The organism is 'Nostoc azollae' 0708, assembly GCF_000196515.1.
GTDB classification, from domain to species: domain Bacteria; phylum Cyanobacteriota; class Cyanobacteriia; order Cyanobacteriales; family Nostocaceae; genus Trichormus_B; species Trichormus_B azollae.
The window spans coordinates 2629972-2656690 of the sequence record NC_014248.1 but is presented as its reverse complement, the minus strand read 5'-3'; the positions used below and the strand labels follow the sequence as shown (position 1 = coordinate 2656690).

Here is a 26719-nt window from a genome sequence, read left to right as displayed (position 1 = left end):
CGTGACAAAGCCACAATTACTTGTGTAGGCAGGCAAAAGGCAAGATGATTCTAGAAGATTTAGGTGTACCTAGTTTCGCAAAAATCAAATAGGAGTCCTTACGAATCATATTCAATTCACACCTCCTATGAGGTGATAGCTTTACAACCAGATGAAACGAAGTTAAAAATCAAAGTCCTAGAGTCTGGCATTTTTGCCATTTTTATAAGTTATCAATGAGGTATCCAAAACTTTATATTCTGCTAAATCCTCCTTTTTAAGGAGGACTTTAAGCAATTTATTAACCCCTGTTTAAGGTGTGAACTGGCGTTAGTTAGGGGATATGTCGATACGACATGCCACTTGTGCATTCATCTTCTTAATTCATTTAAAATGATACGTGTGTTTAATTAGTCTGATCCGTAATGTATTATTTTACAATAAAAAACTAATGAGGGTGTTGATATCAATTTGTCGTTAAATTTTGTTAACATTAAATACGGCTTTAGCTTTACCCCTCCTAATCCCCTACCTGAGAGATACTGGATGCTGCGACTCGAACATATTAGTAAAATTTATCCTACTGGCGAAGTTCTCAAAGATATCAACTGGGAAGTTAAACCAGGCGATCGCATTGGCTTAGTAGGCGTTAACGGTGCAGGAAAATCCACCCAACTGAAAATCATTTCTGGCGAAATGGAACCCACATCTGGAGAAATTATCCGCCCTAGCAGTTTGCATATAGCTTACCTAAACCAAGAATTTGAAGTAGATCCAAGTCGCACTGTTAATGAAGAATTTTGGACAGTATTTAAAGAAGCTAACCAAGTGCAGTTAGCTTTGGCTCAGGTGCATCGAGATATGGAAACCTCTACGCCCGAAGAACTAGATGAACTGATTAACCAGATGGATCGCTGGCAACGCAAGTTTGAAGCTTTGGATGGTTACAGCTTAGATACTCGTATTGGTAAGATTTTACCAGAGATGGGGTTTCAGGTAGAAGATGGTGATCGCCTGGTTAGTGCTTTCTCAGGTGGTTGGCAAATGCGGATGAGTTTGGGTAAAATCCTGCTGCAAAACCCAGATTTGTTACTGCTGGACGAACCGACAAACCACTTAGACTTAGAAACCATCGAGTGGTTAGAAAATTACCTCAGAGGACTAATTACTCCAATGGTCATAGTTTCCCACGACCGGGAATTTCTTGACCGACTCTGCAACCAAATTGTAGAAACTGAACGTGGAGTTTCAACTACATACCTTGGTAATTACTCATCTTACCTGCAACAAAAAGCTGAAAATCAATCAGCGCAATTGAGCGCCTTTGAACGCCAGCAAAAAGAATTAGAAAAGCAACAAGCATTTGTTGATAGATTCCGCGCTAGTGCAACCCGTAGTACCCAAGCGAAAAGCCGGGAAAAACAACTAGACAAAATAGAACGGATTGAAGCACCCACTGGTGGAGTAAGAACACTGCATTTTCGTTTTCCACCCGCACCCCGCAGTGGTCGGGAAGTGGTAGAAATTAAAGAATTAACTCATATTTATGGAGATAAAATTCTCTTTCTAGGTGCAAATCTGCTGATTGAACGGGGAGATAGAATTGCTTTTCTCGGTCCCAATGGTGCTGGTAAATCTACACTGTTGAAAATTATTATGGGTGCAGAACTACCCACCGAAGGAACTGTGAAGCTTGGTGATCACAACGTTATTCCTGGTTACTTTGAGCAAAATCAAGCAGAAGCTTTAGACTTGACGAAAACAGTCATGGAAACAATTCATGATGAAGTTCCCGAGTGGACAAACGAACAAGTTCGCACACTTTTAGGACGTTTTCTATTTGCTGGTGATACTGTCTTTAAGAAAGTTGCGGCATTAAGTGGGGGAGAAAAAGCCCGTTTAGCATTAGCAAAAATGCTTTTACGTCCAGCAAATTTACTCATTCTGGATGAGCCGACAAACCACTTAGATATTCCAGCCAAAGAAATGTTGGAAGAATCTTTGCAAAACTATGATGGTACAGCCATTGTAGTATCCCACGACCGTTTTTTTATCTCTCAAGTAGCTAACAAAATCGTGGAAATCCGTGATGGTGAATTCCAAGTTTATTTGGGAGATTATCATTACTATCTCAACAAGATTGCTGAAGAGAAAGAACAAGCTAAGTTAGCGGCTATGGAGGGAGAAAAAGCGGCTAAAAAGGCAGCTAAGGCTGCTAAGTCTGGGGGAAAGCGGAAATAGAGAAATGAATGGGTGACTGATTGTAATTCTAGCTTTCTGTCACCTGTTTTCTAACTAGCAACTTATATTATATGAGAGGTAATAATCATGTTATCAACCAATATTCGTCAAGAATTACTTATTAACAGAGTTGAGCAATTAGTATCTATTTTGATGTAAGAGAACCCTATCTTTAAAAAAGAGGAGCTTAATTAATTAAGCAGGAATAGTCAAATATCTTGTTAAACTCTTTTTAAGAAATTTACCATTATAAGAATTTAATAATATCACAGATAGTGAATTAAAAGATCATTCTGATGGAGTAATCTCAGTAGAGGTTTCATCAAAAAAAGGTGATGATTTCACACCTGAACAAATGGCTATTTTTTTGTGACGAGGTAATTAAACGAAATAGGTGATTTATTTATGGATTATTTGTAAGATACTAACATTGTTGCTCTAGCTATTAGAGGCAATCTTAAAATCAGTGAAAAAATTGAAGATATTAAAGCTCAAAAAAAATTATATCTATTAGCTGTATTACCTATTTTGAAATTAGGAGAGGATTTTTAGCGGTTGATGCTTCTAAGCAAAGAGAAAGATTGAAAAAATTTTGTCAAAACTATCCAATTATTTCTTTAGATGATTTGGGAATTTTAGAAGAAGCTGCTGAAATTAACGCTAATTTAAGCTTAAAGGGTTTACTTATTCAAAGTGAAGATGTTTGAATTTCTGCAACTGCAATGATTAAAGGTTTAACGTTGTTTCTAATGAAAGTGATTTAACTAGAGTGGATGGTTTAAGTTTAGAAAATTCGTTGCAGTGATAAAATTGCAAAATTGGGAATTGTAGGGGTTTAATAAATAAATATTATCTAAACTCAGAGTTCAACTCTATAAGAGTCTTTTTGATACAGAAGTAGATTTAGAACCATTGACTGTATTCATTGGTCCTAATGCTTCTGGTAAATCTGATATTTGTGAAGCTTTGGCCGTATTATCTGATTTTTTGCAAAGGCTAATAGATACCACAAATCATAAGAAAATTATACGAACTGTTTCAGATTGTTTACAGAACTTACTTAAAAATGTGCACAGTATTGAATCTAAATTTTGGCATGGAAAACCAGATTTTTTTAGCTTTCAGGTTAGTACCCTTCCCATAGCAGGAAATTCTGATGGAGAATCTACAGCTATCATTAATTTAGGAGTTTATTCTGATTATTCTGAGCAAGCTGTGAAGTTAGGTAATGTTCAAAAGATTAACACTCTACTAGATAGATATACAAGTCTATTAAGAGAATTTTTAGTTTCTAATCATTTTTCTACTTCTCCGCTATACAAAGCTCTGAAAAAGGTTAATGTTTACGATTTTGTTCCAATTTCTATCTCTTTCACAAGTTCATCAAATGCCAGGATGGAAAGGACTGGAGAAGGACCTGCTTATGCTTTACTTGAGATTTTGCTTACTAATCATAAGGGTTTCGATGAATTACAAGAGCGGTTAACACAGCTTGTTCCTAATTTTAAAACAATTGTATTGCCCCGTGGTGAAAGTCAAACCTTTTCCCTAGAATTAGTTGATATATATTCAGATCATCATATCCCGGCTGCTGATATATTCAGATGGTACATTGAGACTTTTGGCTTTTCTCACTGCAGTATATCAAGAAAACACTCCAAGTATTATTTGTCTTGAAGAAATAGAAAATGGAGTTCATCCTTGGTTACCGCACAAAATGATGGAGTTGCTAAAAATTGTTTCCACTGAAGGAATAACTGGTAAGCCTGTGCAGGTTTTAATTAGAACTCATTCTCCTGTGCTTTTAAATTACGTCGAACCCCATCAGGTGCGTGCTGTTGAGTTAGATAAAGAAGGTAAAGCTCAAGTTCATACATAAATTACCTATAGATTCATTCTGTCCGCTTTCAAAAAGCTTTAGAGGCTTATGATGGAGCACTAGGTGAACTTTGGTTTACGAATGTGTTTGGAGGAAATACAGCATGAATCGTCGGGTTCAGATTAGATCAATTGCTGAAGGTGAGGCAGAACTGGGGGCAAGTATTCCTTATATTAAACCAGAAGATGGTGGCAAGGTAATGGAAAGGAAAAATGAAGCTGTACTGCATAGTTTAATTAGACGAGAATTGGTAAATGCTGGATCTCCTGATCGTGATTTTGTCCAAAGATATCCGTCAATTCAAGAAATTCAAGAACTTACTTTACGCACTTGGCATTCTATTTTAGATCCAAAATATCTAGCCCAAATTGTTATCTTATGGAAACCCGAAGAGGTAGATATGATCCTCATTGTGGTTGATGCAGATGATAAACTAGAACCAAGAGAAATTGATTTAGAACGGGCTTTGAATAAAATTCGTGATAATCATTTAGATATTAACGAGCAACCAATTAATGATCGCAGTACTGTAGGTTTAGCAATTAGAAATCTTTAGACGTGGTTACTGGCTGATACCCAAACTGTTTCGACTATTTTAGGTGTAAAATTGCCACCTCTGGAAAATTTAGAAAATTTAGATAATACCAAGCACATTTTGGAGAATGCGCTCGCTAAATCAACATACTTGTCAGAAGACAGCACCAATCAGCGTCGGCTACAAATTCGCTGGAACTTAGGTAAACAGATTGATTTAGCGATAGTCAAAACTTGCTGTCCAGATTCCTGCTTTTGTACAATCTTTGCTGTTAGCGACAAAAGCTATTATACCGATTTTTGATATAAATTTAAGATGGAGATTTGGACCATACCTGCGGCGTGCAATGCGATCGCATCAAATCTAAGCAAGACAGTGATCGCATTCGTTTTTGGGTTTTCAGCTTGCTTGTTTACAGGATTTAAGAGGCACTGGGCTGATAGTAAGAACGCACCTGAGAAATTAATCAGCAGAATTTAACTTCCATAGGTGATTAGCAATGGTATCATTCGGTTATTACAAAAAGTAAAGGGCAATTTTACTATGACCAAAGCACCTGTTGCTCCTGTGGTGCTAGTCATTTTAGATGGGTGGGGCTACTGTGAGGACAAGCGAGGAAACGCGATCGCTGCTGCTAAAACTCCAATTATGGATAGTTTATGGGCAGCTTATCCCCACACCCTCATTAGCACATCAGGAAAAGCCGTAGGGTTGCCAGAAGGTCAAATGGGCAACTCGGAAGTTGGTCATTTGAATATTGGCGCTGGGCGTGTGGTTCCCCAAGAACTGGTACGCATCTCTGATGCGGTTGGAGACGGTTCTCTAGCCTCTAACCCGGCACTTGTCAAAATTTGCCAGGAAGTTCGCTCTCGCAATGGCAAGTTGCATCTAGTAGGGCTTTGTTCTGAGGGAGGGGTACATTCGCATCTTACCCATCTGTTTGGACTACTTGACTTAGCCAAGAAAGAGCAACTGTCACAAGTGTTGATTCACGCCATTACTGATGGACGTGATACACCGCCAACGGACGGTATAAAAGCAATTCAACAACTGCAAGACTACATAGATTGTACCGGAATCGGGCAAATAGCTACAGTCAGCGGGCGCTATTATGCAATGGATCGTGATCACCGTTGGGATCGAGTCCAACGTGCTTACGATGTCATGACACAAGATGGCGCTGGTAATGGACTGACGGCTGTAGAAGTGTTGCAAGCATCTTACGATGAAGGTATCACTGACGAGTTTGTTCTCCCTGTCCGCCTGACTCCTGGCGCAGTGGAACCCGGTGATGGGGTAATATTTTTCAATTTCCGCCCCGATCGTGCCAGACAATTAACTGAAGCTTTTGTTAGTTATAAGTTTGACGGTTTTGAAAGACAGCAAATTCAGCTGCTGTCCTTTGTAACTTTTACCCAATATGATCCGGAATTACCGGTTTTTGTGGCTTTCGCACCTCAAAATCTCAGCAATATTCTGGGTGAAGTTATTGCTGATCGAGGTTTAAAACAGTTTCGGACTGCGGAAACGGAAAAATATGCTCACGTCACCTATTTCTTTAATGGGGGACTAGAAGAACCTTGTGATGGAGAAGACCGGGAACTAGTCAGTAGTCCAATGGTGGCTACTTATGACCAAGAACCAACAATGTCAGCAAAAGCGGTGACTGATGTGGCGATCACAGCGATTACAAAGGGGATCTACTCTCTGGTGGTAATTAACTATGCTAACCCTGATATGGTGGGGCATACGGGACTAGTAGAAGCTACACTCACAGCAATTGAAACAGTGGATAGCTGTTTGGCTCGTCTCATCGACTGTATTGGCAAAGTTGGGGGTACGGCAATTATTACTGCTGACCACGGGAACGCTGAGTATATGCTAGATGACGAAGGTAATCCTTGGACGGCTCACACCACTAACCCTGTTCCTTTAATCTTGGTAGAAGGCGAAAAAGTCAAAATACCTGGATATGGAACAAATGTGGAATTGAGAAATGATGGCAAGTTAGCCGACATTGCTCCAACTATTCTGGATATTTTACAGCTACCCCAGCCACTGGAAATGACTGGGCGCTCGCTCCTTAAAGTAGCAGAATATGAGTTGAAACCTACTCGCACTCCTGTACAACTAGGTTTGTAAAATAGATTCAATTCCTGACGATTATAAATAGCGGCTATACTAACAAAGTCGACATACATAGACTGACAAAAAATCCAGCCTGAACCTGTGTAGCCGCTATTTATATTGATGTTTGTTAACTTTGAATTTTGAATTTTGAATTAGTTATGACACTTACTAAGATCGTGCAAGGTATTTGGGCATTTTCCGCTTTAGGTTTGATTATTCTTGTATTACTACATAGTCCTAAAGGTGATGGTATTGGTGCGATTGGTGGACAAGCACAATTATTCAGCAGCACCAAGAGTGCAGAAAATACTTTAAATCGGGTTACTTGGGCATTAGTAGTAATTTTCCTCGGTTTAACTGTGGTTTTAAGTGCTAATTGGTTGCCTAAGTAACTAAGTAATGGGTAAAAACACTCAAAAGCTGATATCCAAAACTGGAAATAAAGGATTTTGGCAACCCTTACTAGCAGTTCTGTTTTTAGCAATAATTACAGGACTGTTAGTTGTTTTTACTAACTTTCCAGTCAATACTATTTTCAGAGAAGAGGAAAACAACTTCCAATTATTGACTTCTAGACCTATTCTCCAAAAACCCCATCCTTTACCAGCTACTTTAGAAAAGTGGCAAGATAAAACCAATAGCGGTGACTATTTTGATCAAATTCAATCTACTAAAGTTGGTTATTTAATTTGGTCAAATTTTCCAGTAAAGGTGAAGATAGAAACACCAACAGGAGTAAGTGAAAAACAGGCACAACTATGGGTTAATAGTGTTGTACAAGCTGTTCAAGAGTGGAATGTTTATTTACCTTTGCAGATTGTTGAAGAAGCTGAAATTGCAGATATTAAAATTTTCCGAAAAGCGCCACCTTTACAAGTTGAACCTAATAGTAAAATCCCCCGTGCGCGTTCGGCTTTAACTGTTTATGATTTATATACTAAAAATAATATTTTATCTCACCATTTCACAATTCTGTTGAGTCCTAGTCAAACTGGTGATTATGTGCTTTCAGCAGCACGTCATGAACTCGGACACGCTTTAGGAATTTGGGGTCATAGTCAGTTACAAACTGATGCGCTTTATTTTTCTCAAGTTCGCCACCCACCACTTATTTCTGTGCGAGATGTAAATACTTTAAAAAAGGTTTATGAACACTCTACAAGTTTAGGGTGGTCTGTTTTGGAGAAGGATTGAATTTAGATCACGTAAAGGAACAAAGGTAATATTTTAAGATGAAGGCAACCAGTTTTTACGTAAAATACGAATCTAAGCTGTAGGGAGATAGTTCTGGTAAATTGGTTAGTTTTGTTTTGGTTTTAGTTTTGGTTTTAACCTAATCTAAGGCATTGCTATCAATGAGATTGATGTTTTCTTCTAAATGGTATCGTTACGTAAGTTAGTGGTTAATTCTTCATTTATTTAATTACCAAAACTAATAATTTCTGCTGCCCAATGGTTAGTATTTCTGGGCTTTTCTATATGCCAATTTTGATAAAGTAATAACTGTATAATAATCTGTTCTAATATACTTCTTACTCGTCTTTGTTTCGTTTTTAGCCAATGCTTCTAACTCTTCTATTAAGTTATCGTAGTAAATATCTTCTAACTGACGAGACTTGATAGATTTAATTGTCTCCTCTAGGGATTGTAGGTAATTAGATTCATATAGTTCTTTTGTGTCAATGACTGTTTTCATTATTTGCTGATTTAGCTTAATACTTTATATTGCGTTTAAATAATTAATATGGTTTTTCCTTATCGTTTTAATAATAACAAATTTTCCCGTTGGTGTCAATAACGTTTACTCTATTATTGGGAGGCTGTAAAAATAGCTCAATTTAAACAGCCTCCTTATTTGATTAAACTTGACGTAGGTTCATCAGTTCTTGAGGAGATGCAAGCATATCAATCGCAAGGAAGAAGATTTTTCCTTCGGGATTGATTAAAAACCGCCAAGATATATTCATACCGACGGTAACACCAAACCAAGGAGTTTGTACTACACCCGTGATTTTCAGTTGTTTAGAACCATCTGGTTGAACTTCACAAATACCTTTTTGTGGCATCATATTAAGTCCTTGGGCTTCTTCACGCATATATTTAGCGATCGCTTTTTGGCCTACAATTGGCTTCTGGAATGGTGGTTGTAGCGCACCTTCGTTTGTGAATAGTGCAATAGCAGCATCAAAGTTATCTGCATTCATAGCTTCAATGTAGCCCAACACAGCTGGTTCTGTAATACCGTCAATTTTAACTGAGGAAATAACTGGAGTCGTCCGTTGGAACGCAGGTTCTGTATCTGCCTTATCTGCCTTTGGGTAACTACTTGGGCCAAGTTCAGAAGTATCAAATCCCATATCTACTACTGTATTCCGTAATACAGTAATTTGCTGACCTTGGTCAAGTTTCTGTGTGGCTTCTAATACTACTTTTACACCAGGAGACATTTGATAACCAACTGGGATGGGAGTGATGATTCCCTGTTTCATCAATTCTCCTAACTCGTACCAGAAAGCTAGTTTGGTATTGACACTAAAGAATCCATAGGAACGACTAATAGGAGTATCAGCACGGCTGGCCAAATCCCGCATCACTTTTGTTTGTTCTTCACGAGACATTTGCTTAATTTGCGTAAGCAAACCTTCGGCTAGTTGTAAGCGTGCTGCTCCGGGTGCTGCTGGAGTAATAGTTTTACCCATCTCAGTATAAGCATACCAAAGATATGCTAATTGATCATCAACGTTAAGTTGAGCGAACAAAGCTATGGTAGCAGGAATGGGGCTAGGAACTTGAGTATTGGAAAAAATAGTTTGAGCAGACTGGATAGTTAAAGCCACAGTCGGAATCTCCAAGATTATTTGTTAATTAGTCGCTTTGAAGGATTAAGTTAAAAATGTTCATTGTTAACTTAACTTCCATGTGAAGTAATGTAACGATATTTTTAATGTTTGTAAAGGAACAGGAATCACGAATTGACGAAAAGTATCAAATATGAATTCAGATAATTAAGTGGAAAGCAATTAATATTTAGCAACTAATTATACAATATATCTTACCCTCCAGAAGTAGAGAGAAAGACTGTTTGGTTATAGCCAATGCTTAAAAGATTTATGTAACTAGTACAGTACGGCGTAAGTAAACCAACCATTCCAAATCTCTGAAAAGCTCAAGCCGTATACATTTTGAATTTTGTTGGCGCAGCCGGCTGGAAGCACTATTTTGTTAGCTTAGCTGTTCTCAAAGAAGCATTTTGAATTCACGGCGGTACTAGTATATTAGTAGGGTGCGGTGCGTCAGACTTGATAATTCATGAACAATCAACATATTTTCCATATCTGACGCACCCTACAAGAGACATTAAGTGTGAATTTTTCCTTAAACACCCCAACTTAGTGTTAAAGGTCGCTGTGCAAGAACTCGGTTATAAAGTTCTTCTAATTGCGTGATATTATCATTCAGGGTATAACGTTCTAATACTCGCTTTCTGGCTTTCTGCCCCAACAGGGTTGTTAACTCTGGATGATCTTGGAATAGTGGTAAAAGTGTTCTGAGTTGTGATCGCACAGAACTGGTACTAATCACTACACCTGCACCTTTTTCCAATACTTCCCCATCTGCACCCACATCAGTGGCTAAACAAGCTACACCACAGGACATTCCTTCTAAAAGAGATAAAGATAGACCTTCAACCAAAGAAGGTAAAATAAATACATCTGCACCGCGTAATATTTCTATGCGGCGGTTTTCATCTGCTATAAATCCTAACCAGTGGATACCGTATTCTGCACCATAAAAAGTTTCTAAGGAAGATTTTAACGGGCCATCACCAACCATTAACAATTTACTATCAGTCGCCATATCTGACTGCTTCCAAGCGCGTAGCATGGATTCAACGTTTTTCTCTGGGGCTATGCGACCTTGATAGACAAATAAGCGCTCTGCACCAAATTCGGCTTTTATTTGAGAACTACCAGGAGAATACTTAGCAGTATCAACACCGTTAGGAATAACAGCAATTTTTTCTTCCCTAACTCCCATGCGTGCCAATAATTCCCTTTGAATTTGGGAAAAAACGATGACCCGATCATAGTGATCTAAAAAAGGTGCGTATAGTTGATAAGCTAAAAGCTGGGTACCAGAAATTAATTTTGCCCCTTTACCAGCAAATGGAGTGTGGAAAGTGGCAATGAGAGGGACATTTAATTCTTCACAAATTTCTGGTAAAACAAAATCCAGAGTCGATAGAGTCAAGGAAGCATGAACAATATCTGGCTTGATTTCCCTTAGTGACTGAGTTAAAACCTTAGTCGCTTTAAAAGTGGGAATAGTGTAAACCTGAGATTTGTAAATGAAGGGTAAAGAAACTTCCTGAAAATTAGGCCAGTTATCTGCTTGGGATTCTTCTTGAGCAAAGTGAAGAAAGCTAACTTGATGTCCCCGGTCTAGCAACGCATTAGTAATTTCTCGACTGTAGGTGACATTGCCGCAAAATGGCGATTTTTTTCCAATCCAGGCTATACGCATTCTTTGATATGAATAAAATCGGCTTGAGATTATCTGTTTTTTATACTTAGCTGTTTTTATCCTGTTATACTTGCTGAATTTTTGATCATGCTTAACTAAGCCCATATTTAATTTAGTTTAATAAGCTTATATTTAAGCCTATTGAACGAGAAATTTTATGGCTGTAGTGTTACACTTTGTAAGTTGTTAATTAATGAATTGAATTACAACTTAATCAGAATAATCTTTGGTTAATCCCCAGCAAGTATTAGATGAATTTTGGCTGGAACAAGTTTAGCACGAAAACCAACGATTTCACTAAGTTAATCACTAACCACGGGAATTGTACCAGGTTAAGATACCTCCCAAGAAAACGATGATAGCTAATGCCAAAAAGACTGACTGTAAGCCAAGAAAGGTTTCGGCTACACCTGCTAATGCTAGGGGTAGGGTGAGGGCAATATTAATCACATTATTTTGCAGGCCAAACACTTTGCCGCGCATTTCTGGGGGTGTTTCGGTTTGAATAGCCGTTTGCATTGGGATACCCACCAAAGCACCAAATACACCAACTAAAGCTAGTAATAGCAGCACTGCACCTAGCTGGGTTGTGAAGATGGAAAGACCGAATAAAGATGCTGCCATGCCGAGACAACCCCACAGACTAAGTTGCCTATAGGAAAAGCGTTGTCCAAATTGACCGAGAATGGTTGCACCACCGGCGATACCAACACCACCAGATGCGAGTAAAAAGCCGAATTGGGAAGCTTTGAGATTGGGGATAATTTCTGCCATGCGAACCGCGAGTACGGTTAAGGCTGCAAAGACAGAAAATAAAATAATTAGTTGTAATAAAGCATTGCGGACACGCTGATTTTCTTGGAGATAACGCAAACCATCGCGCAGATCAGAGAAAACATGAGGGAATTCTGTTTCTGGGGGGTTGGGTTTTTCGTTAGTTCTGAGCAGTAATAAAATAATTCCGGCGATCGCATAACTACCACCAACCAAAATTTCTTTACCCAGTCCTCCACTACCACCGAATTGTGACCAAATTCCATCTGCTAATACCAAAACTGGTTCCCCCAGAGCAAAACCGACAATTACCGATGCCATCATCGTAGTTGTGTACAGGGAATTAGCAGAAAGTAAATGCTGTTCTTCCACCACCAAAGGAATAGCAGCCTGTTCTGCTGGTGCAAAAAACTGTGTCAACGTAGAAACCAAAAAAGTTACTGCCAAAATCATCAGAAAACCCACCGGCAAAACTCCTACAGGTTGCCAATCATAGGTTAACCAAAGTAAAAAAGGAATGGCTAAAACTAGAATACCGCGCCAAATATTCGATGCCACCAGCACAACTTTTTTTGACCAGCGATCTACAAACACACCAGCGACTGAACCAAACAGCACTGCGGGAATGGTAAAAATCATCATTAACGCCGATACCCAACCACTAATGCTTTGACCACCCTGTTGAAACTCGCTATTAATCAGAGCAATCATCAGCACCAGATATACTTTATCCGCCAGTTGACAGAAAATTTGACCACCCCAAAGAGCTAGAAAATTCGGGTTTTTCAGGACAGGAAAAAATCCTTGTTTTTCTACATCTCGTGATGCCGTTTCTCCACCCGAACCAGAGCCATTTAATTGTGATGTTTCTGTTGAAATCGCTTCTGGCAAAGTCTGTTGTGTTCTATTAACTTTGCCATTTTGTTCAGTAATTGTCAGGGCGATGTCAGAATGCAGTGCCGATGGTTTAGGGATATCAGTTAAATTAACTTCTGTTGTCCCTTTTTGATCATTAGCAACTTCTTTGACAGACATTTCTTGCTTATTAATTTGGCCAGGCTGAGACTGGGGAACAGAATTTAAATGATTAAGTCTTGTAGATTCTGATACCCTAATCTTGTTTTGAGCTTGGCTAGGTGATAGAGGCGGGACTTTTCTATCCAAATCAGACGATTGCATCATGGTTAGCGGCAAAATAAGAATCAATCAAGGTAGCAGAGCGAATAGGACGGCCAAGGTGGTACTGAGTGTACTGGCGCAAAATATGCTCAACAGATAACCAGCCAAAATCTGAGGCTGCATCTATTTGCATTATCTCTGGTTGGGACAAATGTTGGAGCATATTTAGTTCTTTTGCACCCAGGCGACTGGAAATTTTGGGTATGTCTTGGTGATGGACAAGGGTTTCATAGGGAGGATTGGAGACTGGGGAATTTTCTTCCTTTCTTTGTTTTTCCCTTTCTTGTCTTAACTGTTCCCAAGCTTGTAAGCAAATCGTCCCTCCAGCAGAGATGCTAAATCCTACTTGCCAGTTGGGATTTGTTAAGTCTGGTGTGAGGGGACGCTGAGTTAAGCAACAAAATTGGACTTGAGGTGTTAGTCCTGCTAACGCTAAGAGGTGAAAAACTCCATGGGCTAAATGTGCTACTACATCTAGTCCCTGAGTTTTGGGTAAGGCTTCTAGACGCTGGAGATGTTCATTAAGTAATTCATAAAGTTCTGTTTGGGGTTGTTCGCTTAATGCTTGACATAAAACTATTTCGGCTAAATATTGACTAGCTGTTAGTTTTCCCAGGTCTTTAGTTAGACTTGGATAAGTTTTTATAGTTTCCGCTTGGGTAATTTTATCTAGGGTTGGTGTAGCTGGTTGTGACGATCGCCCTTGGGAAATTAGTAATTGATTAACTACGAATATTCCGCTTCTACCGCCCAAGCTGGAGTTGTGTTTACGCGCCCCAGTTGCGATCGCCCGAATTAAACCGAATTCCTTAGTTAAAATTGTCACTATTTTATCTGACTCTCCCAACGCCTGGGTTTTGAGATTAATGCCAGTTGCTTGATAAGTTCTACTCATTAGTTATTAGTCATTAGTTATTAGTCATTGGTTATTAGTCAGTAGTCAGTGAGAAAACAACTGACTACTGACTAATAACCAATGACTATTCAGCTTTTTACGGGTGATCGCGCTGACGGAGTAAATCTATACCGCGAGATGTACCTAACCTAGTAGCACCAGCCATGATTAAATCTAAGGCTTCATTGTGGGTACGAATCCCTCCTGATGCTTTGATTCCCACCCTTTCCCGTACTATTTGCTTTAATAAGCGCACATCTGCTACAGTCGCACCACCATTCCAACCTGTACTGGTTTTTAAGAGTGCTGCACCTGCATCCATAGCTAGTTCGGCTGCCAGTTTTTTTTCTGCATCCGTGAGCAGGTTGGTTTCTAAAATGACCTTTACAGGTTTTCCAGCCTCTTCACAAATTGTAGCAATTTCCTGGTGAACTTCTTCAGTTTTGCCAGCCTTCAACCAGCCCAAATTCATCACCAGATCCAACTCGGTTGCACCGTTTTCCACCGCTTCTTGAGCTTCATACAACTTAACTGCCGAAGTCGTCCCACCCGTGGGAAAACCAATAACAGTACAGACGTGCGGATTTTTGTTGCGAAGCAGTTCCACAGCTTGCTTGACATAACAAGGATGAACGCAAACCGCTGCAAAGTTAAATCTGTGGGCTTCCTCACACCATTGTTCAACCTGCTCTGGAGTAGTAATTGGTGAGAGCACAGAGTGGTCGATAAATGGCGCAATATCAATGTTAGGATAGTCTGCTGCCATCATTTATTTTGCCAGTGATAGATTATTAAAGTTTATGAAAAAAAACATTTCTTATATATTAGACCATATATATTACGAATATATCCTGAAAATCAGCACATTGTTGAAACTTCAATGATGAGTTGTTAACTCAGTAATTAATATTATACCTAAGTATTCAACTTGACATCTTAGATTATATCCCCGACTTCTCACACAATTAGGGGATCTTCTTTTTCGTAACTTCAGTTCCTAAAAAATCCAGAATAGTCTCAGCTAATGCTTTTGCTGCTAAGTATGGCACACCATTACCAACAGTTTTAAACATATTCGTAAGAGACATATTTTCTGGAAGTGAAAAATCAGCGGGTAAAGATTGAATAGCTAAAGCTTCAGCTACAGAAATACGTCGCACTTTGTAAGGATGTAAATGTACTTCATTATTCCCATAACAAGCGGTAGGAGAATAACGCCATCGGTGCAGACGTTTAAATGATTTTTTTGAATCATCTCCCTCATTAATAGTAGCAAATTTAGTGATACCTGCTCTGGGTTGAAAATAATGTTTAGCGTTGGGATGGTTCAGCACATCATTGTTTCTAAACCAATATTCAACCGTTAGTTGTTCAGGAATGTTATTAGGACAAGGAATTATAGAATTCTCTTTAAATGGTTGGCTTGTATTCCAAGGATAAGCAAAGACTTTGGATTGAGGATATAAAATATATTTTTCCCAAGGAAAGGTAAAATCATCTTCAATTCCCATTTCCTCGAGGAAATGGGAATTGAAGCCAATTGAAATAATTCTGTCTCTATCTTGCGGGACACCATATTCAATAGAATTAATTAACCGTTCTGTCAAAATATAACCAGCTTCTTGTAATTTAATTTTTAATTCTTCAAAAAATAAACGGTGTTTTGTAGTTCTCCACAACCCTTTCACATTTTCAAATAAAAAGAAATCGGGTAAGTTTTGATAAATCAATTCAATATAAGAGGCTGAAAGTTTACCATTATCACCTAAATGTCCTTTGTTTTTTCCACCAATAGAAAAATCAGGACAAGGTGGACCACCAATAAAACCAACTATATTGTTTGATTTACGGGAACTTTTAACTAATTCATTTAGCTGTTGTGCTTGTGTTCCTGCTATTAATTTGCTTACGTCTGCGGCTTCTGCTTGGTGATATCCATATTCAGGAGATGGGAGTTGGAGAATTTCCCGTGAATAGCGATATGCGGACATGAATGGGGGGAAGATTTCGTTGACGTAAACGATGTTATAGCCAGTGGTTTCAAACCCTAAATCGAGGAATCCTGAACCGGAGAAAAAGGAGAAGATGGAAATAGTGTCATTCATTGATAAAATCAAATGATGCCGTTTTTGTAGAATTAATTAGTAAGGATTCAGGTCTAAGGTAGAGGGATTAAAGAAGGTGTATGGAAAGCAGAGTGAACTATGGCTTTCATAGGTTGGTCAAAAAACTCAATTAGAGAAAGTGCTTGACGGCGACAAGTTTGTATAACGGTCAATAAATTGGCAGGATGTTGGAATAGCTCCAGAGAAAGAGAACCACCACAGACTTTTCCTTGTGTCAGTGCTAAACCTAACCTTGGTTCAGCTAAATTATGATCAAGGTCTATTGCCTAAGGAAGGTAAAAGTTTACCAGGTTCCCCTGGGGCTTGATCAATGAATGAATGGAAGATTCAACTTTTGGTTGAAACTAGGATGGGCAAGTCAAGAATTCATGAAGGTTTTGGGTTTGTTGGAATAAAGGGTAGTTTTTAAAACCTTCATCTATGAGGTCGATGAATTTTGTGCCAATTTCTTGGTGATTGAAGCCAGGAATCTTGATTAGTGTCTTGAAGTGACGGGGTAGGGTAGAGATGTGCCTGACATTTCTGTTGAGCTGTGACCGCATAATCGTTATAGGCAGTAAAGTCATCAGAACTGAGTACACCAGAGTAACTTGAACCCACAATGGATTCTAATTCGCCAGGACAAGGAGTATCAGACCCATGAAATCAAGGGAAGTCACTATTGGTAAAAATCCATAACCACATTGTTTCACCCCTTTGAGTACCCAGGGTGTTTCATCCCCAAGGATATGAGGCTGGGTTTGTTTTATCCACTGTTTGAGGCTATGAATACTTTGAGCCACTGGACCATCTATTCCTTCATTGGTACCTACTAATGTTCCCACTCCAATTTCTATTTGACCCAGTGCCCACAACAAGAAGTATTCTTTTTCATAGGGTCAATAGCCCTAGTTATTGATCCATCCCAAACAAGATTGTAGTGTGATTTCTATATGTTGTACCGATACTATCTCTGGTGACCAGTGTGCCCTTTGTGTTTCCCCACACACACTGCACATCCACGTATATCTTTCATATTCTACTATTTGGATTGGCCTGTCCACCAACTCCCCTAGTTGTTGTGTTTGGATTTTTATTGGTTCGCCAAACAATTGACCCTGACCTCACCATCCACACACTTGCCGTCCCACTATCTCAAATCTATTCTATCTACTCCACTAAACACCTTTCTCGTTTTTCCCCTATGCCCTGGTTGTCCTCCTGGTTTCCGTTTTCGTGTCTGCTTCTCTTCTGGTTTCTCTTCTTGTTTGTTCTCGGTTTTTTTCAGGATGTCTCCCAAGGGTGGTTTGGATCATGTTATGGTCTCTAAATCTCTACTGACCTTGAGTTTATCTATTTCTTTTTCCAGTTCTACTACTCTATTTGTTAGCTTCTCTATACTTTTCCCCCGGTCAATAATGATTTCTACCAGTTGCTCTGTTGCCAACTGCTTCAATAACTCTCTTTCTATTTTTGGTCCCAGCTTCTTTTCCATAACTGCTATATTCTGCCTCTCCTATCACACTTGTCAATATCCCACCACCTGAATCCTTACATTAATTAAATATTAATATGTGTTCATCTGATTGGGAAAAGTTCTTATCTGAAGGAAAACGAGCAGTTGAAATAGTTCATAGAAGGTTAATAAATCGTCGTATCAATGGTGGTGAATTGAGAATAACAGAATTTGGTACTGATCAAGGAAGATATTCCAGTATATAGCAATGATAATCAGCGTCAGTTATTTTGGATATCAGTCAAGAGTAGACCTCTTGCAGAATTGATTTTATGTTATAATGAGACACTGTCTTTTTTCTATCTAGTCAAAAGTTAGAGTTACAGAGTTATGTTTCAATTAGGGAGCGCAAAGAACACCAAAAATACATAAATAAAATCTAAAACTCTCTATCATACCACAGAAACAATTGTGCAAGAGGTCTAGTGTTTCCGGTTTAGTAGAAAATCCGCATATCTTATCTTTTGGTTATCAAGGTTGGATGTGTGGAGAGGTAGAAAGTAAGCAATGGGTGAACCCACCTGCTACTATTATTTGGTTTTGTTTAGTCAATGGAATGTTATGGGGTGCTATTCCTCCTAGTAGGTTAAGTACCCGTTGGTTTATTTATGCAGAGCCTTGGGGTACATCAGTAGATAGTAGAAAAACTGGTCAGTTAGGTCAGAAAGTATATCTTTATCCTAGTTAGCTTGTTCCTCCATCAGCTTTAATAAGTAAAGTAGAAATTATCGCTTATCTTCAGCGACTAGCACAAGAATAATAAAAAGGTTTTAAATATGTCTGAACCATTTGTAGACCTTAATGTAATGCTATCTTCAATCTTGCCAGGACTTACGCAACTGGCACAAATAGCGGGCGGGATGTAGCCCTGGCACGGAACAATTGAACTCAAACCAAGCACATAGGAAGACTTGGGCATTTTAGTTGCTGAATTAAATAATTAGAAAGCAATCTATGCTTGTTTTGATAAACAGTTTGACCAGTTTGATAGGCTAAATTCTTTAATCTAATCCAAACTAACATTGCACAAGCAATATGATTTCTTTTAAGCCTAGCTTTACGACATTGACAAGATTCAATGCCACTTATTTGTTTAATCTCTCGGTGAAACTCCTCGATTTTCCAACGAATTTTACACACCTCTTGTACAACATTCGTAGAACTTTGAGATAAATCCTTAGTAGCGACATAATCCGTTCTGTTGGTAGAAACAGCAACCCGGAATAGTTTCACTTTTTTCTGAGCGGGAAACCCTTTAATTTTTATGATTTTACCACATTCTAACTCTTCAGTACTCCATTCTAATAATTCAATATGTTTATCTTTTCCCTTGGCAAATGTATCATCAACTAACCGATTTTTTTTTAAGGGCAATAATAAATTTTGTCTAAGCTATCAATATACAGCATGAAACTTTTTACTGCATACCATGTGTCCATCAAAACCCTATCAAAGGGGAAAAGCTGATGATACACCAGGTTTTGTAGCATATTTTTCATATGGTCTATCTTGGTTTTACCATCCACATCAGCATTAAAAATACTGTAATCTATTACCCCAAATCTTTGAACTTTAGGATTCACATATACACAACTGACTACACCAATTCCTTTGAGTATGCCATGTTCATTACCACTATATTGTCTCCTCACCATCTCTATTTCTTCAGAATATCTTTCGTGTAAAATACTATCATCAAATATGATGTACCCATTACCATTAGGTTCTACTACCTCTTTCACCTTATCCCATAGTAAACGAGATGTTAACTTTTCGGTTTTTAAATAATAGTTAATTGCATCATGGCTAATAGTTTCTAAATGCTCTGCTAAATTAGTAATTGTATAATTAATTTGACTACTTTATAAGTATTGGCAGTAATCAAGTTTAGTAAATCTCATTACCTTCAGCAACATTTATCTAATACAATCTCCTACCTATTTTCTCATGAATATTTGAATAATGTTTCCTGTTGCAGCTACTTCTGATGGGTTGATAAAGCTTTCGGTATCCGATTTATTTAATACCGATGTACTATATTTCACCCATCGCCTGTGCCACTTGCCTAAGTCCTGCTTGCAATTCAAGAAACTGAAGAACTTATTAAGTTAGGTTTTGATATTAGTGTCCTTATATTGTCACACCACTGGGATGGTATGCGAATAAATATCCAGAAATTGCGGAACATTGTAATGAAGCTTTGCTGGAATTAATAGATCAGCAATCTGCATCTACTCCTGCTTTTGTTGGTGCTGGGTATTATGATAGTGATGTACATTATTTTTAATAGATCCCTAAAATTATCATCTAAATGGGTAACTTAAAAAAACTTAAACCCACTCTAATCAATTATCTATAAAAGTTAGTTAATCCATATTGCCATGATTCAAACCGTTTAACTATTTTATCAAAAGCTTCATCCCCTTCTTGCTCCTCTAAATTTTTAGGCACAAATTGGGGAATATATTTATCTTGAAAACTCACAATTAATTCGATAATTTCCTTGACTGCGTTCAGAGTTTCACTTTTCAATTTATTTTGAAAGTTTTTACCTATGAAAATTATTGCAGCTTCATCTACTTCAAATCTTGCTTCTGTAATTTCATCAATAACTTGATCATAAACACGCTGTTTATCTTCTTCATTGGGAGACTTTAGCAAAACTGTGATAATATGTGTTCTCTGATCATTGCTCAGTTTTTTATTGAGGTATTTGAGATAATTAATGCTTGAATCAAGTGTCTCTAAACTGATGGGAGCTTTAATCTCAACTATATATTGGAGTTTCTTGTGAGGCGTATAGATAGTTAACAGACCATCTGCTATAGTACTCTCTAGAAAAGGTTCTATAGTGGTTTTTGTCTTTATCTGGGGTGATTTTTCCAGCTTTTGTATACATTTTCGTAACTAAGGATGTTTAGGTTGCATAGGATATCATCAGTTTAAAATGTTTAAACTAAAAAGAATGTTCAGCGGCTTTATATTAATCGCAGTACAACTAATATACTGGCTCACTCAAGTTTTTGATATTTTATAAGTGCTGTAGGTTGTCGGCACTTATAAAATATCAAGAAATTATCAATTGGGTAAAAACTCAAAACCTCCCCTTAGACACCAGCGAAGCTTTGAAATTACCTGATCATTTACTCGGTATTACTCATGATGACCTAGTTCAAGTCCTATATTCATCAGATGATAGATACTATGTGGTAATCATGATTAAATATCATAACTCAGGTATTGCTAGCCGAGTCAAAGGAATATTTGCTTGTGATGCACCTTTAGAACCCAGATATTTGACCAAAATTCCTAATGTTTGTCACCGGATCAATATTTTAGGAGAATACCAAAAACCTTATAAAGTAGCCTGGGTGTTTACAAATATTGAGGTTGATAAGTAATACAATGCTTGTTTATGTGCAGTCCATCGTCAATTTAACTAATTATTTTATAAATTTATGAATAGGTATTTGCGCGACTTAATCCAAAAAGATATCTCTACTTGATAGGTATCTATAAGGACAACCTATCGAGTGTTGTCTTCAGTCATTAATTGCTTTCTTCAGCAAGTGCTTCTAGATGAAAAGCAAGATTATTGAGTGCGAACTGAATTTCTGTGCTGTGAGGAATACTTCTCCATTTTGGAGTTGTTGCATGGTCTAATGCAGTTGTATCTATATATCGCGCAAAAACAATGAGTTTTTCCGAGTCTGTTACGGCTGTAGCCAAATTTTCCAAAAATTCTTGAGGTGTCATAGGTTTGCGAGGAATGTAAACATCTAAGAAATTCTGAGATCTTATGAGAATAACTGGTACACCTCTATGAATCTGTTCAAAATTGCCTTAAATTTGTCATAATTGCAAAATAAAACCCGCCTTGACTTGAGAATTATTCCGGTGAAAGCGGGTTTAAAATTCTTGATTTGGTGCAAAACTATCCAACAACTTCAACTGCCTTTGCTTCCGGTAACAAACGTTTCACACCTTGCTTAACAAAAGCTTCCAGAACAGCCAGTTTTTGACTCTGTTGGAATACTGTTTGTAAAACTTGGTGTAATTTTTCCAGGTTCAAACCATTTCCTGTTTCTAATGCTATTTCTTGCTGTTCAAAATACTGAACTAAACTTAACCCAGCAACTCTGGTTAGATAAGCAGCACTCACTCCTTCTACCATTCCCCCAGCAACGAAGGTGACAGCGTTAGTTTTGAGAATACCAGTCACAGCCCTTGTAGAAAGTTCTACTAATCCTAATTTCAACATTAAGCTTCCCATAGTTTCGGCTACTTGTTGCGCCTGTTCTAAGAAAATTTTTTGCTGATAAATATTGCCCAAATCCATAACCATTTGGGCGTTAATGGCCGCAGTTGCGAGAATATCTAATGCGGGGATTGGGTTTGCAAAGGCAGCAGCGGCAGCTATCCACTGATTTTGTTCTATGATGGGTGTAGACAGATCGCACCGTACTCTATTTAAACAATCTTTCGCTTCAGCTTTCAATAACAGCACTTTCCGCATCGTTGTTGTATAAACTAGCTGCTTTCCTTGCTGCGCTAACACTTCCCCGAACTGTTGTGTCAACTGTTGAATGTCTGCTGCTGGTTGTTCCATCCATTCTTGCACAGAACCATCAGTTTCATATTTTCTAACTTTCACAGGTAATGGAGAAGCAGCAGTAGCCACCACATTTCCTTGCATTCTTTGTTTCAATGATTGCAAAACTGTAGCACGTTCATCTACTTGATACTGGTCTTGTTTATTAAAAACCAGTAATGTTGACTGTTTTGCGGCTTTTAGTTGTTGCAAAACTTGAAATTCGGAATCTGTCAAATCACCTTTTGTGAGGAATAAAACAAAATCATATTTTTGCAATTCTGATAATGTGACAGCATCAGAATTTTTACCCACTCCTGCAAATAAAGGTGCTGTTTCTGTATATTGTAGAGACGTTGTAGATAAAGTTTCTACATTTTTGAGAATTTGAATAACTGTACTTTTACCTACAGACTTACCACCAGTAACAGCAACTTGAATTTCTCGTCTGTCTAACTCTAAGGGTAATTTAGCAAATTGTTCGCGTAGGCTTTCTAAACCTGGATGGTTTGCTGCTTCTTGTGCGAGTTGATTAATTATAACTTCTGTTTGAGAAATTCCTCTTTCCACAGATGCCCTATCTATAACCATATCATTTAGCTGTTCACCAGGGCGATTTTTCTGCAATAACCAGAAACCCCCACCGACAGCTAAAGCACTCAGAAGTCCGAATTCTCCCACCTGTACTATGGAATCATGCCAAGTGTCTAACATCCACAAGGAGAAGGACAATCCCAGTCCTCCCACCAATATTGGTTTATGTAACTTCACAATTCTGATTCTCCGCGCTTGGATAGCTTTATATTCAGAATAGATCAAAATCGGTTGATCCGAGTGAAATAGATGAACAGATTTAACTATAAAATACAATTATGGACTAGCTGACTAAATATTCTCTTATTTATAAGTTGAGGTTAATACAGATGACACAAGAATTAACCGAGATCCGAAATAGTATTACAGAAGGACGTTACACACATGCTTTGGCAATTGTGGATCAATTAGAAGGAATAAGTAAAAAGGCAATTATGAGGCAAATTAAATTTTTTCTGAAGGTCCGGTTGATATATTTAATTAAGAATCACATAGAATAGCGATTAACAAATTATTGGGCTGCTTCTATTGGTTATGCAATCTTAGGAATTCAAGATGTGAATCTGAAAGATAATAAAAAATCGTATGACAGCAATGAAGATGAATGGCGAATTTTTATCGAAGATCAACTTAGACTAGCAATAGGAGATGCAAGTTTAGATATTTTGAATTATACTTTGAAACGACAATAAATTTCGCAAATGCTTCATCAAGAGAAATTATTATTCAATACAACTGAGTTATTAACAATGACATATAACTATGCAAATAGAGAATTACCAGACATGATAAATAATTGTCTTGCTAAATTAGTTACCAGGTGGTGAAGATTGGATAAATGGCTAAATCGTAAGAATTCAGGAGTCAGCAGTCAGAATGTTTGAGAAATTGGTTAATTATCAAATAGGTATTTTTGGGTTTAGCGTGAAAAAGCTGACGGCTGATATGTTTTCATGACTGCTATACAATTACCTAAAGAATTTGTGATAAAAACTTTCGCGTTCTTTCCTCCTTCGGTTCAGTAAAAAAGGTATCAGGAGTGGCTTCCTCAACTAAATAACCAGCATCCATAATAATCACTCTATCTGCAACTTCCCGCGCAAATCCCACTTCGTGAGTCACAACAACCATTGTCATCCCCTCACTAGCAAGATTTTTGATTACATCTAAAACTTCTCGCACCATTTCCGGATCTAAAGCGGAAGTTGGTTCATCAAATAACATAATTTTTGGTTGCATAGCTAACGCACGCGCTATAGCTACTCGTTGCTGTTGTCCACCAGATAACTGTCCCGGATATTTATTTGCTTGTTCTAAAATTCCCACTCTTTCTAAGAGTTGCATTGCTAATTCTTCTGCTTTAGCTTTTGGTAATTTACGTACCCAAATTGGTGCTAAGGTGATATTTTTTAAGACTGTTAAATGGGGAAATAAATTAAACTGCTGAAATACCATTCCCGCTTCTTTGCGAATTTTCTCAATATTTCGCAAATCACGACTGAGAGTAATTCCATCAATACTAATACTTCCTTGTTGATATTCTTCTAAAGCGTTAAATGTACGGATAAAAGTTGATTTTCCTGAACCGGAAGGACCCATTAAAACGACCACTTCTCCGCGATTGATTGTTAAACTCACTCCCTTCAGAACGTGAAACTTACCATACCACTTGTGAACATCTTCAGCAATAATAATTGGTGTTTGTGCTTGCATTGATTTAAACCTCAAGTTAATAAATATTAATTTTTTTTTAATTAATTATTTAAATCTTAATTACCTAACTGCTTTTCTAACTTACGAGAGGCCAATGACATGGAGTAGCAAAATAAGCAATAAATTAAGCCAATAAATATATATACTTCCGCATATCTACCAAGAAACTGCGGTTGGGCTAAAATAGAACGAGCAATTCCTGTTAATTCCACTAATCCAACTAGGGATAAAAGCGAAGTATCTTTAAATAAGCTTATAAACTGTCCGACAATTGCGGGAATAACGGCACGTAGAGCTTGAGGTAAGATAATTAATATTACTACTAACGGTGTATTAAATCCTAGTGCTTTTGAAGCTTCAGTTTGTCCTCTAGGTATTGATTGTAATCCACCACGCACGTTTTCAGCCATGTAAGCAGCACTAAATAGTACAAGTCCAGCAATTCCTCTAATTAAGCGATCTAAACGTAACTCCGTTGGTAAAAATAAAGGTAACATAACTTGAGCAATAAACAAAATTCCTATGATTGGTAATCCTCTAACTATTTCAATGTAGAGGATAGAAAACCAACGAGTTAGGAATAAATTACTTGTACGACCTAATGCTAATATCACACCTATAGGAAAGGACAGTACAATACTAACTATAGCCATTAATAGTGTAAGTAATAGTCCATTCCACAGATTTGTTGATACAGATTGTAAGCCAAATCCTCCTCCAATAAGCCATATATTAATCGGAAAAGATAATAACCATGTTGGTGCAATCCAAGGAGTGATAGATTGAGAAAATCTGCGCTTGATGATATTTGACTTCTTGGTAAATAGACTTAATGTTATTAAAGTTAAAATTGTAATTATTCCTAGAACAATCCAAATTCGCCAATATAAGCTTTGGAGAAATCTACCAACTAAAAATAAATGTAAGTTTACTGGAATGACTTGCCATTGTGCTTGATCAAATGCCCAAAGTAAGCATCCTTTAACTATCCAGAATAAAAAGTATAGGCAAATTATAGTTAATAATGTATTATACCAGGTACTAAATAGATTTTTGCGTAACCAAGTCACTTTATTCATTTATTATTTATTTCCTGTTTATTTCCTGGAACTATCTTTCTTTAATTTGTACGCTGCGATTTAATAAATTCATCATCAATGAAATAATTAAACTGAGAGTAAGATAGGTGAGCATAATTAATATCATCACTTCTACGGCTTTTCCAGTTTGATTAAAGGTGGTAGAAGCAACAAAATAAATATCAGGATAACCGATAGCGATCGCTAAACTGGAATTTTTCGTTAAATTCAAATATTGACTGGTCAGTGGGGGAATAATGACCCGTAAAGCTTGAGGAAAAATCACCAACCGTATCAGCAATGTTGGCTTTAGTCCTAGAGATAACCCTGCTTCCCATTGTCCCTTAGGTAATGATTTAATTCCTCCTCTCACAATTTCGGCAATAAACGCACCTGTGTAAAATGTTAACCCCAGCAGTAAAGTTGAAAATTCTGGGGAAAAGGTAAAACCAGGAAGTTCTATGCCATTTTGACTAAGGTGAATTAACCCCCACACATAAAATTTATTTTCTACTTTCGGAAATACAAGAAAAACGCCAAAATACCAAAACAGTAACTGTAATAATAATGGTGTATTCCGAAAAACTTCTACATAAACTAGACTGATATTTCGCACTAGCCAATTATCAAATAAACTCGCTATTCCCGCAGTTATCCCTACAATTGTCGTTAGAAGAATTCCAGCTATTGCCACCCGCAAGGAGTTAATTAAACCTACCCATAAAGCCAGAATATAGGTGTCAGTTGGTTTATAATTAACCAGAGTTTCACCAATATCAAAAGACGCTTCCTGCTGGAGAAAATCAAAACCGAATTTTATACCTAATTGCTGTAAATTCCGGTTTAAATTCATCCACAAAATAGCAACTATAGCTATTACTAAAATTACAGCGATACATTGCACTGCAATTCGCCAAAAACGATAATCACGCCATATCGGTGGTTTAGTATTAGTCATTGGTCATTAGCAATAGGGAATAGCGAT

29 protein-coding genes and 2 pseudogenes are annotated in these 26719 nt (G+C 37.6%); 12 read left to right on the top strand and 19 right to left on the bottom strand.

The window, feature by feature from the left end:
- Positions 1-525: 525 nt before the first annotated feature.
- The 9 genes from AAZO_RS12125 to AAZO_RS12095 all read left to right on the top strand — a co-directional run bounded on the left by AAZO_RS12125 (position 526) and on the right by AAZO_RS12095 (position 7958).
- The gene (locus AAZO_RS12125; protein WP_013191461.1) at positions 526-2220 is read left to right on the top strand and encodes an ABC-F family ATP-binding cassette domain-containing protein; all 1695 of its coding nucleotides are present in this window, start codon (positions 526-528) and stop codon (positions 2218-2220) included.
- 581 nt (positions 2221-2801) lie between these two features.
- Positions 2802-2927, top strand: a complete 126-nt coding sequence (locus AAZO_RS41365) for a PIN domain-containing protein (protein WP_266889166.1) — start codon at positions 2802-2804, stop codon at positions 2925-2927.
- A 139-nt stretch (positions 2928-3066) separates the two neighbouring features.
- Positions 3067-3897 (top strand): AAA family ATPase, encoded by an 831-nt coding sequence (locus tag AAZO_RS12115; RefSeq protein WP_228371701.1) that lies wholly within the window; start codon positions 3067-3069, stop codon positions 3895-3897.
- Positions 3842-4099 carry an AAA family ATPase gene (locus tag AAZO_RS38140; RefSeq protein WP_266889164.1) on the top strand — a complete coding sequence of 86 codons (258 nt, stop codon included), beginning with the start codon at positions 3842-3844 and terminating at the stop codon, positions 4097-4099. The genes AAZO_RS12115 and AAZO_RS38140 overlap by 56 nt, the downstream gene beginning before the upstream one ends.
- A gap of 103 nt (positions 4100-4202) precedes the next feature.
- Entirely contained in the window at positions 4203-4655 is a 453-nt protein-coding gene (locus tag AAZO_RS38135) for a hypothetical protein (RefSeq protein WP_013191460.1), read from the top strand.
- Positions 4656-4706: 51 nt separating this feature from the next.
- Entirely contained in the window at positions 4707-4937 is a 231-nt protein-coding gene (locus AAZO_RS38130; protein ID WP_228371629.1) for a hypothetical protein, read from the top strand.
- Positions 4938-5177: 240 nt separating this feature from the next.
- Positions 5178-6776: a 2,3-bisphosphoglycerate-independent phosphoglycerate mutase gene (gene gpmI / locus AAZO_RS12105; RefSeq protein ID WP_013191459.1), complete on the top strand. Its 1599-nt coding sequence runs from the start codon at positions 5178-5180 to the stop codon at positions 6774-6776.
- Positions 6777-6922: 146 nt separating this feature from the next.
- A complete protein-coding gene (gene secG, locus AAZO_RS12100) occupies positions 6923-7156 on the top strand; it encodes a preprotein translocase subunit SecG (RefSeq protein ID WP_013191458.1) in 234 nt (77 codons plus the stop codon).
- A gap of 7 nt (positions 7157-7163) precedes the next feature.
- Positions 7164-7958: a peptidase gene (locus AAZO_RS12095; RefSeq protein ID WP_013191457.1), complete on the top strand. Its 795-nt coding sequence runs from the start codon at positions 7164-7166 to the stop codon at positions 7956-7958.
- 225 nt (positions 7959-8183) lie between these two features.
- On the opposite strand, the gene AAZO_RS42500 is transcribed toward AAZO_RS12095, so the two are convergent.
- The 12 genes and pseudogenes from AAZO_RS42500 to AAZO_RS12050 form a co-directional block, all read right to left on the bottom strand.
- Positions 8184-8273: a hypothetical protein gene (locus AAZO_RS42500; RefSeq protein WP_338027199.1), complete on the bottom strand. Its 90-nt coding sequence runs from the start codon at positions 8271-8273 to the stop codon at positions 8184-8186.
- A 100-nt stretch (positions 8274-8373) separates the two neighbouring features.
- A pseudogene (locus AAZO_RS42495) lies at positions 8374-8460 on the bottom strand (DUF29 domain-containing protein); the annotation flags it as partial.
- Between the two features lie 163 nt (positions 8461-8623).
- A complete protein-coding gene (locus tag AAZO_RS12085; RefSeq protein WP_013191455.1) occupies positions 8624-9601 on the bottom strand; it encodes an orange carotenoid protein N-terminal domain-containing protein in 978 nt (325 codons plus the stop codon).
- 538 nt (positions 9602-10139) lie between these two features.
- Positions 10140-11288 carry a glycosyltransferase family 4 protein gene (locus tag AAZO_RS12080; protein ID WP_013191454.1) on the bottom strand — a complete coding sequence of 383 codons (1149 nt, stop codon included), beginning with the start codon at positions 11286-11288 and terminating at the stop codon, positions 10140-10142.
- A 309-nt stretch (positions 11289-11597) separates the two neighbouring features.
- Positions 11598-13241, bottom strand: a complete 1644-nt coding sequence (locus AAZO_RS12075) for an MFS transporter (protein ID WP_013191453.1) — start codon at positions 13239-13241, stop codon at positions 11598-11600.
- Entirely contained in the window at positions 13228-14136 is a 909-nt protein-coding gene (gene recO, locus AAZO_RS12070; protein ID WP_013191452.1) for a DNA repair protein RecO, read from the bottom strand. Before recO ends, AAZO_RS12075 begins: the two co-directional genes overlap by 14 nt.
- Positions 14137-14233: 97 nt before the next feature.
- The gene (deoC, locus tag AAZO_RS12065) at positions 14234-14902 is read right to left on the bottom strand and encodes a deoxyribose-phosphate aldolase (RefSeq protein ID WP_041640179.1); all 669 of its coding nucleotides are present in this window, start codon (positions 14900-14902) and stop codon (positions 14234-14236) included.
- A gap of 199 nt (positions 14903-15101) precedes the next feature.
- The gene (locus AAZO_RS12060; RefSeq protein WP_013191450.1) at positions 15102-16241 is read right to left on the bottom strand and encodes a DNA cytosine methyltransferase; all 1140 of its coding nucleotides are present in this window, start codon (positions 16239-16241) and stop codon (positions 15102-15104) included.
- A gap of 435 nt (positions 16242-16676) precedes the next feature.
- Positions 16677-16862, bottom strand: coding sequence for a hypothetical protein (locus AAZO_RS33750; RefSeq protein ID WP_144031286.1), 186 nt, complete (start codon positions 16860-16862; stop codon positions 16677-16679).
- 8 nt (positions 16863-16870) lie between these two features.
- Positions 16871-17119, bottom strand: coding sequence for a hypothetical protein (locus AAZO_RS26650; RefSeq protein WP_049790701.1), 249 nt, complete (start codon positions 17117-17119; stop codon positions 16871-16873).
- 272 nt (positions 17120-17391) lie between these two features.
- Complete coding sequence (locus tag AAZO_RS35330) at positions 17392-17541, bottom strand: hypothetical protein (protein WP_187289478.1); 150 nt, start codon at positions 17539-17541, stop codon at positions 17392-17394.
- 12 nt (positions 17542-17553) lie between these two features.
- Complete coding sequence (locus AAZO_RS12050) at positions 17554-17736, bottom strand: hypothetical protein (protein ID WP_041640176.1); 183 nt, start codon at positions 17734-17736, stop codon at positions 17554-17556.
- Between the two features lie 77 nt (positions 17737-17813).
- On the opposite strand from AAZO_RS12050, the gene AAZO_RS35325 reads away from it, so the two are divergent.
- Together AAZO_RS35325 and AAZO_RS12045 are read left to right on the top strand one after the other, a co-directional pair.
- Positions 17814-17963, top strand: coding sequence for a hypothetical protein (locus AAZO_RS35325; RefSeq protein ID WP_013191449.1), 150 nt, complete (start codon positions 17814-17816; stop codon positions 17961-17963).
- 203 nt (positions 17964-18166) lie between these two features.
- Complete coding sequence (locus AAZO_RS12045) at positions 18167-18445, top strand: hypothetical protein (protein ID WP_049790700.1); 279 nt, start codon at positions 18167-18169, stop codon at positions 18443-18445.
- Between the two features lie 200 nt (positions 18446-18645).
- Here the strand turns inward: AAZO_RS12045 and AAZO_RS30200 are convergent.
- Positions 18646-19610, bottom strand: a pseudogene (locus tag AAZO_RS30200) (IS701 family transposase).
- 496 nt (positions 19611-20106) lie between these two features.
- Complete coding sequence (locus tag AAZO_RS12030; RefSeq protein WP_013191447.1) at positions 20107-20418, bottom strand: hypothetical protein; 312 nt, start codon at positions 20416-20418, stop codon at positions 20107-20109.
- Positions 20419-20804: 386 nt separating this feature from the next.
- Here AAZO_RS12030 and AAZO_RS12025 point away from each other — a divergent pair, with 386 nt between their 5' ends.
- Positions 20805-21158: a hypothetical protein gene (locus AAZO_RS12025; protein WP_013191446.1), complete on the top strand. Its 354-nt coding sequence runs from the start codon at positions 20805-20807 to the stop codon at positions 21156-21158.
- Positions 21159-21306: 148 nt separating this feature from the next.
- Here AAZO_RS12025 and AAZO_RS12020 read toward each other — a convergent pair whose 3' ends face one another.
- The 5 genes from AAZO_RS12020 to AAZO_RS11995 form a co-directional block, all read right to left on the bottom strand.
- Positions 21307-21513: a hypothetical protein gene (locus tag AAZO_RS12020; protein ID WP_013191445.1), complete on the bottom strand. Its 207-nt coding sequence runs from the start codon at positions 21511-21513 to the stop codon at positions 21307-21309.
- Positions 21514-21691: 178 nt separating this feature from the next.
- Complete coding sequence (locus tag AAZO_RS12015) at positions 21692-23119, bottom strand: YcjF family protein (RefSeq protein WP_013191444.1); 1428 nt, start codon at positions 23117-23119, stop codon at positions 21692-21694.
- Between the two features lie 795 nt (positions 23120-23914).
- Complete coding sequence (locus AAZO_RS12005; protein ID WP_013191441.1) at positions 23915-24655, bottom strand: amino acid ABC transporter ATP-binding protein; 741 nt, start codon at positions 24653-24655, stop codon at positions 23915-23917.
- 56 nt (positions 24656-24711) lie between these two features.
- The gene (locus AAZO_RS12000; RefSeq protein ID WP_013191440.1) at positions 24712-25734 is read right to left on the bottom strand and encodes an amino acid ABC transporter permease; all 1023 of its coding nucleotides are present in this window, start codon (positions 25732-25734) and stop codon (positions 24712-24714) included.
- A gap of 31 nt (positions 25735-25765) precedes the next feature.
- On the bottom strand, positions 25766-26692 hold the full coding sequence (locus tag AAZO_RS11995) for an amino acid ABC transporter permease (RefSeq protein WP_013191439.1): 927 nt from the start codon (positions 26690-26692) through the stop codon (positions 25766-25768).
- Between the last annotated feature and the right edge of the window lie 27 nt (positions 26693-26719).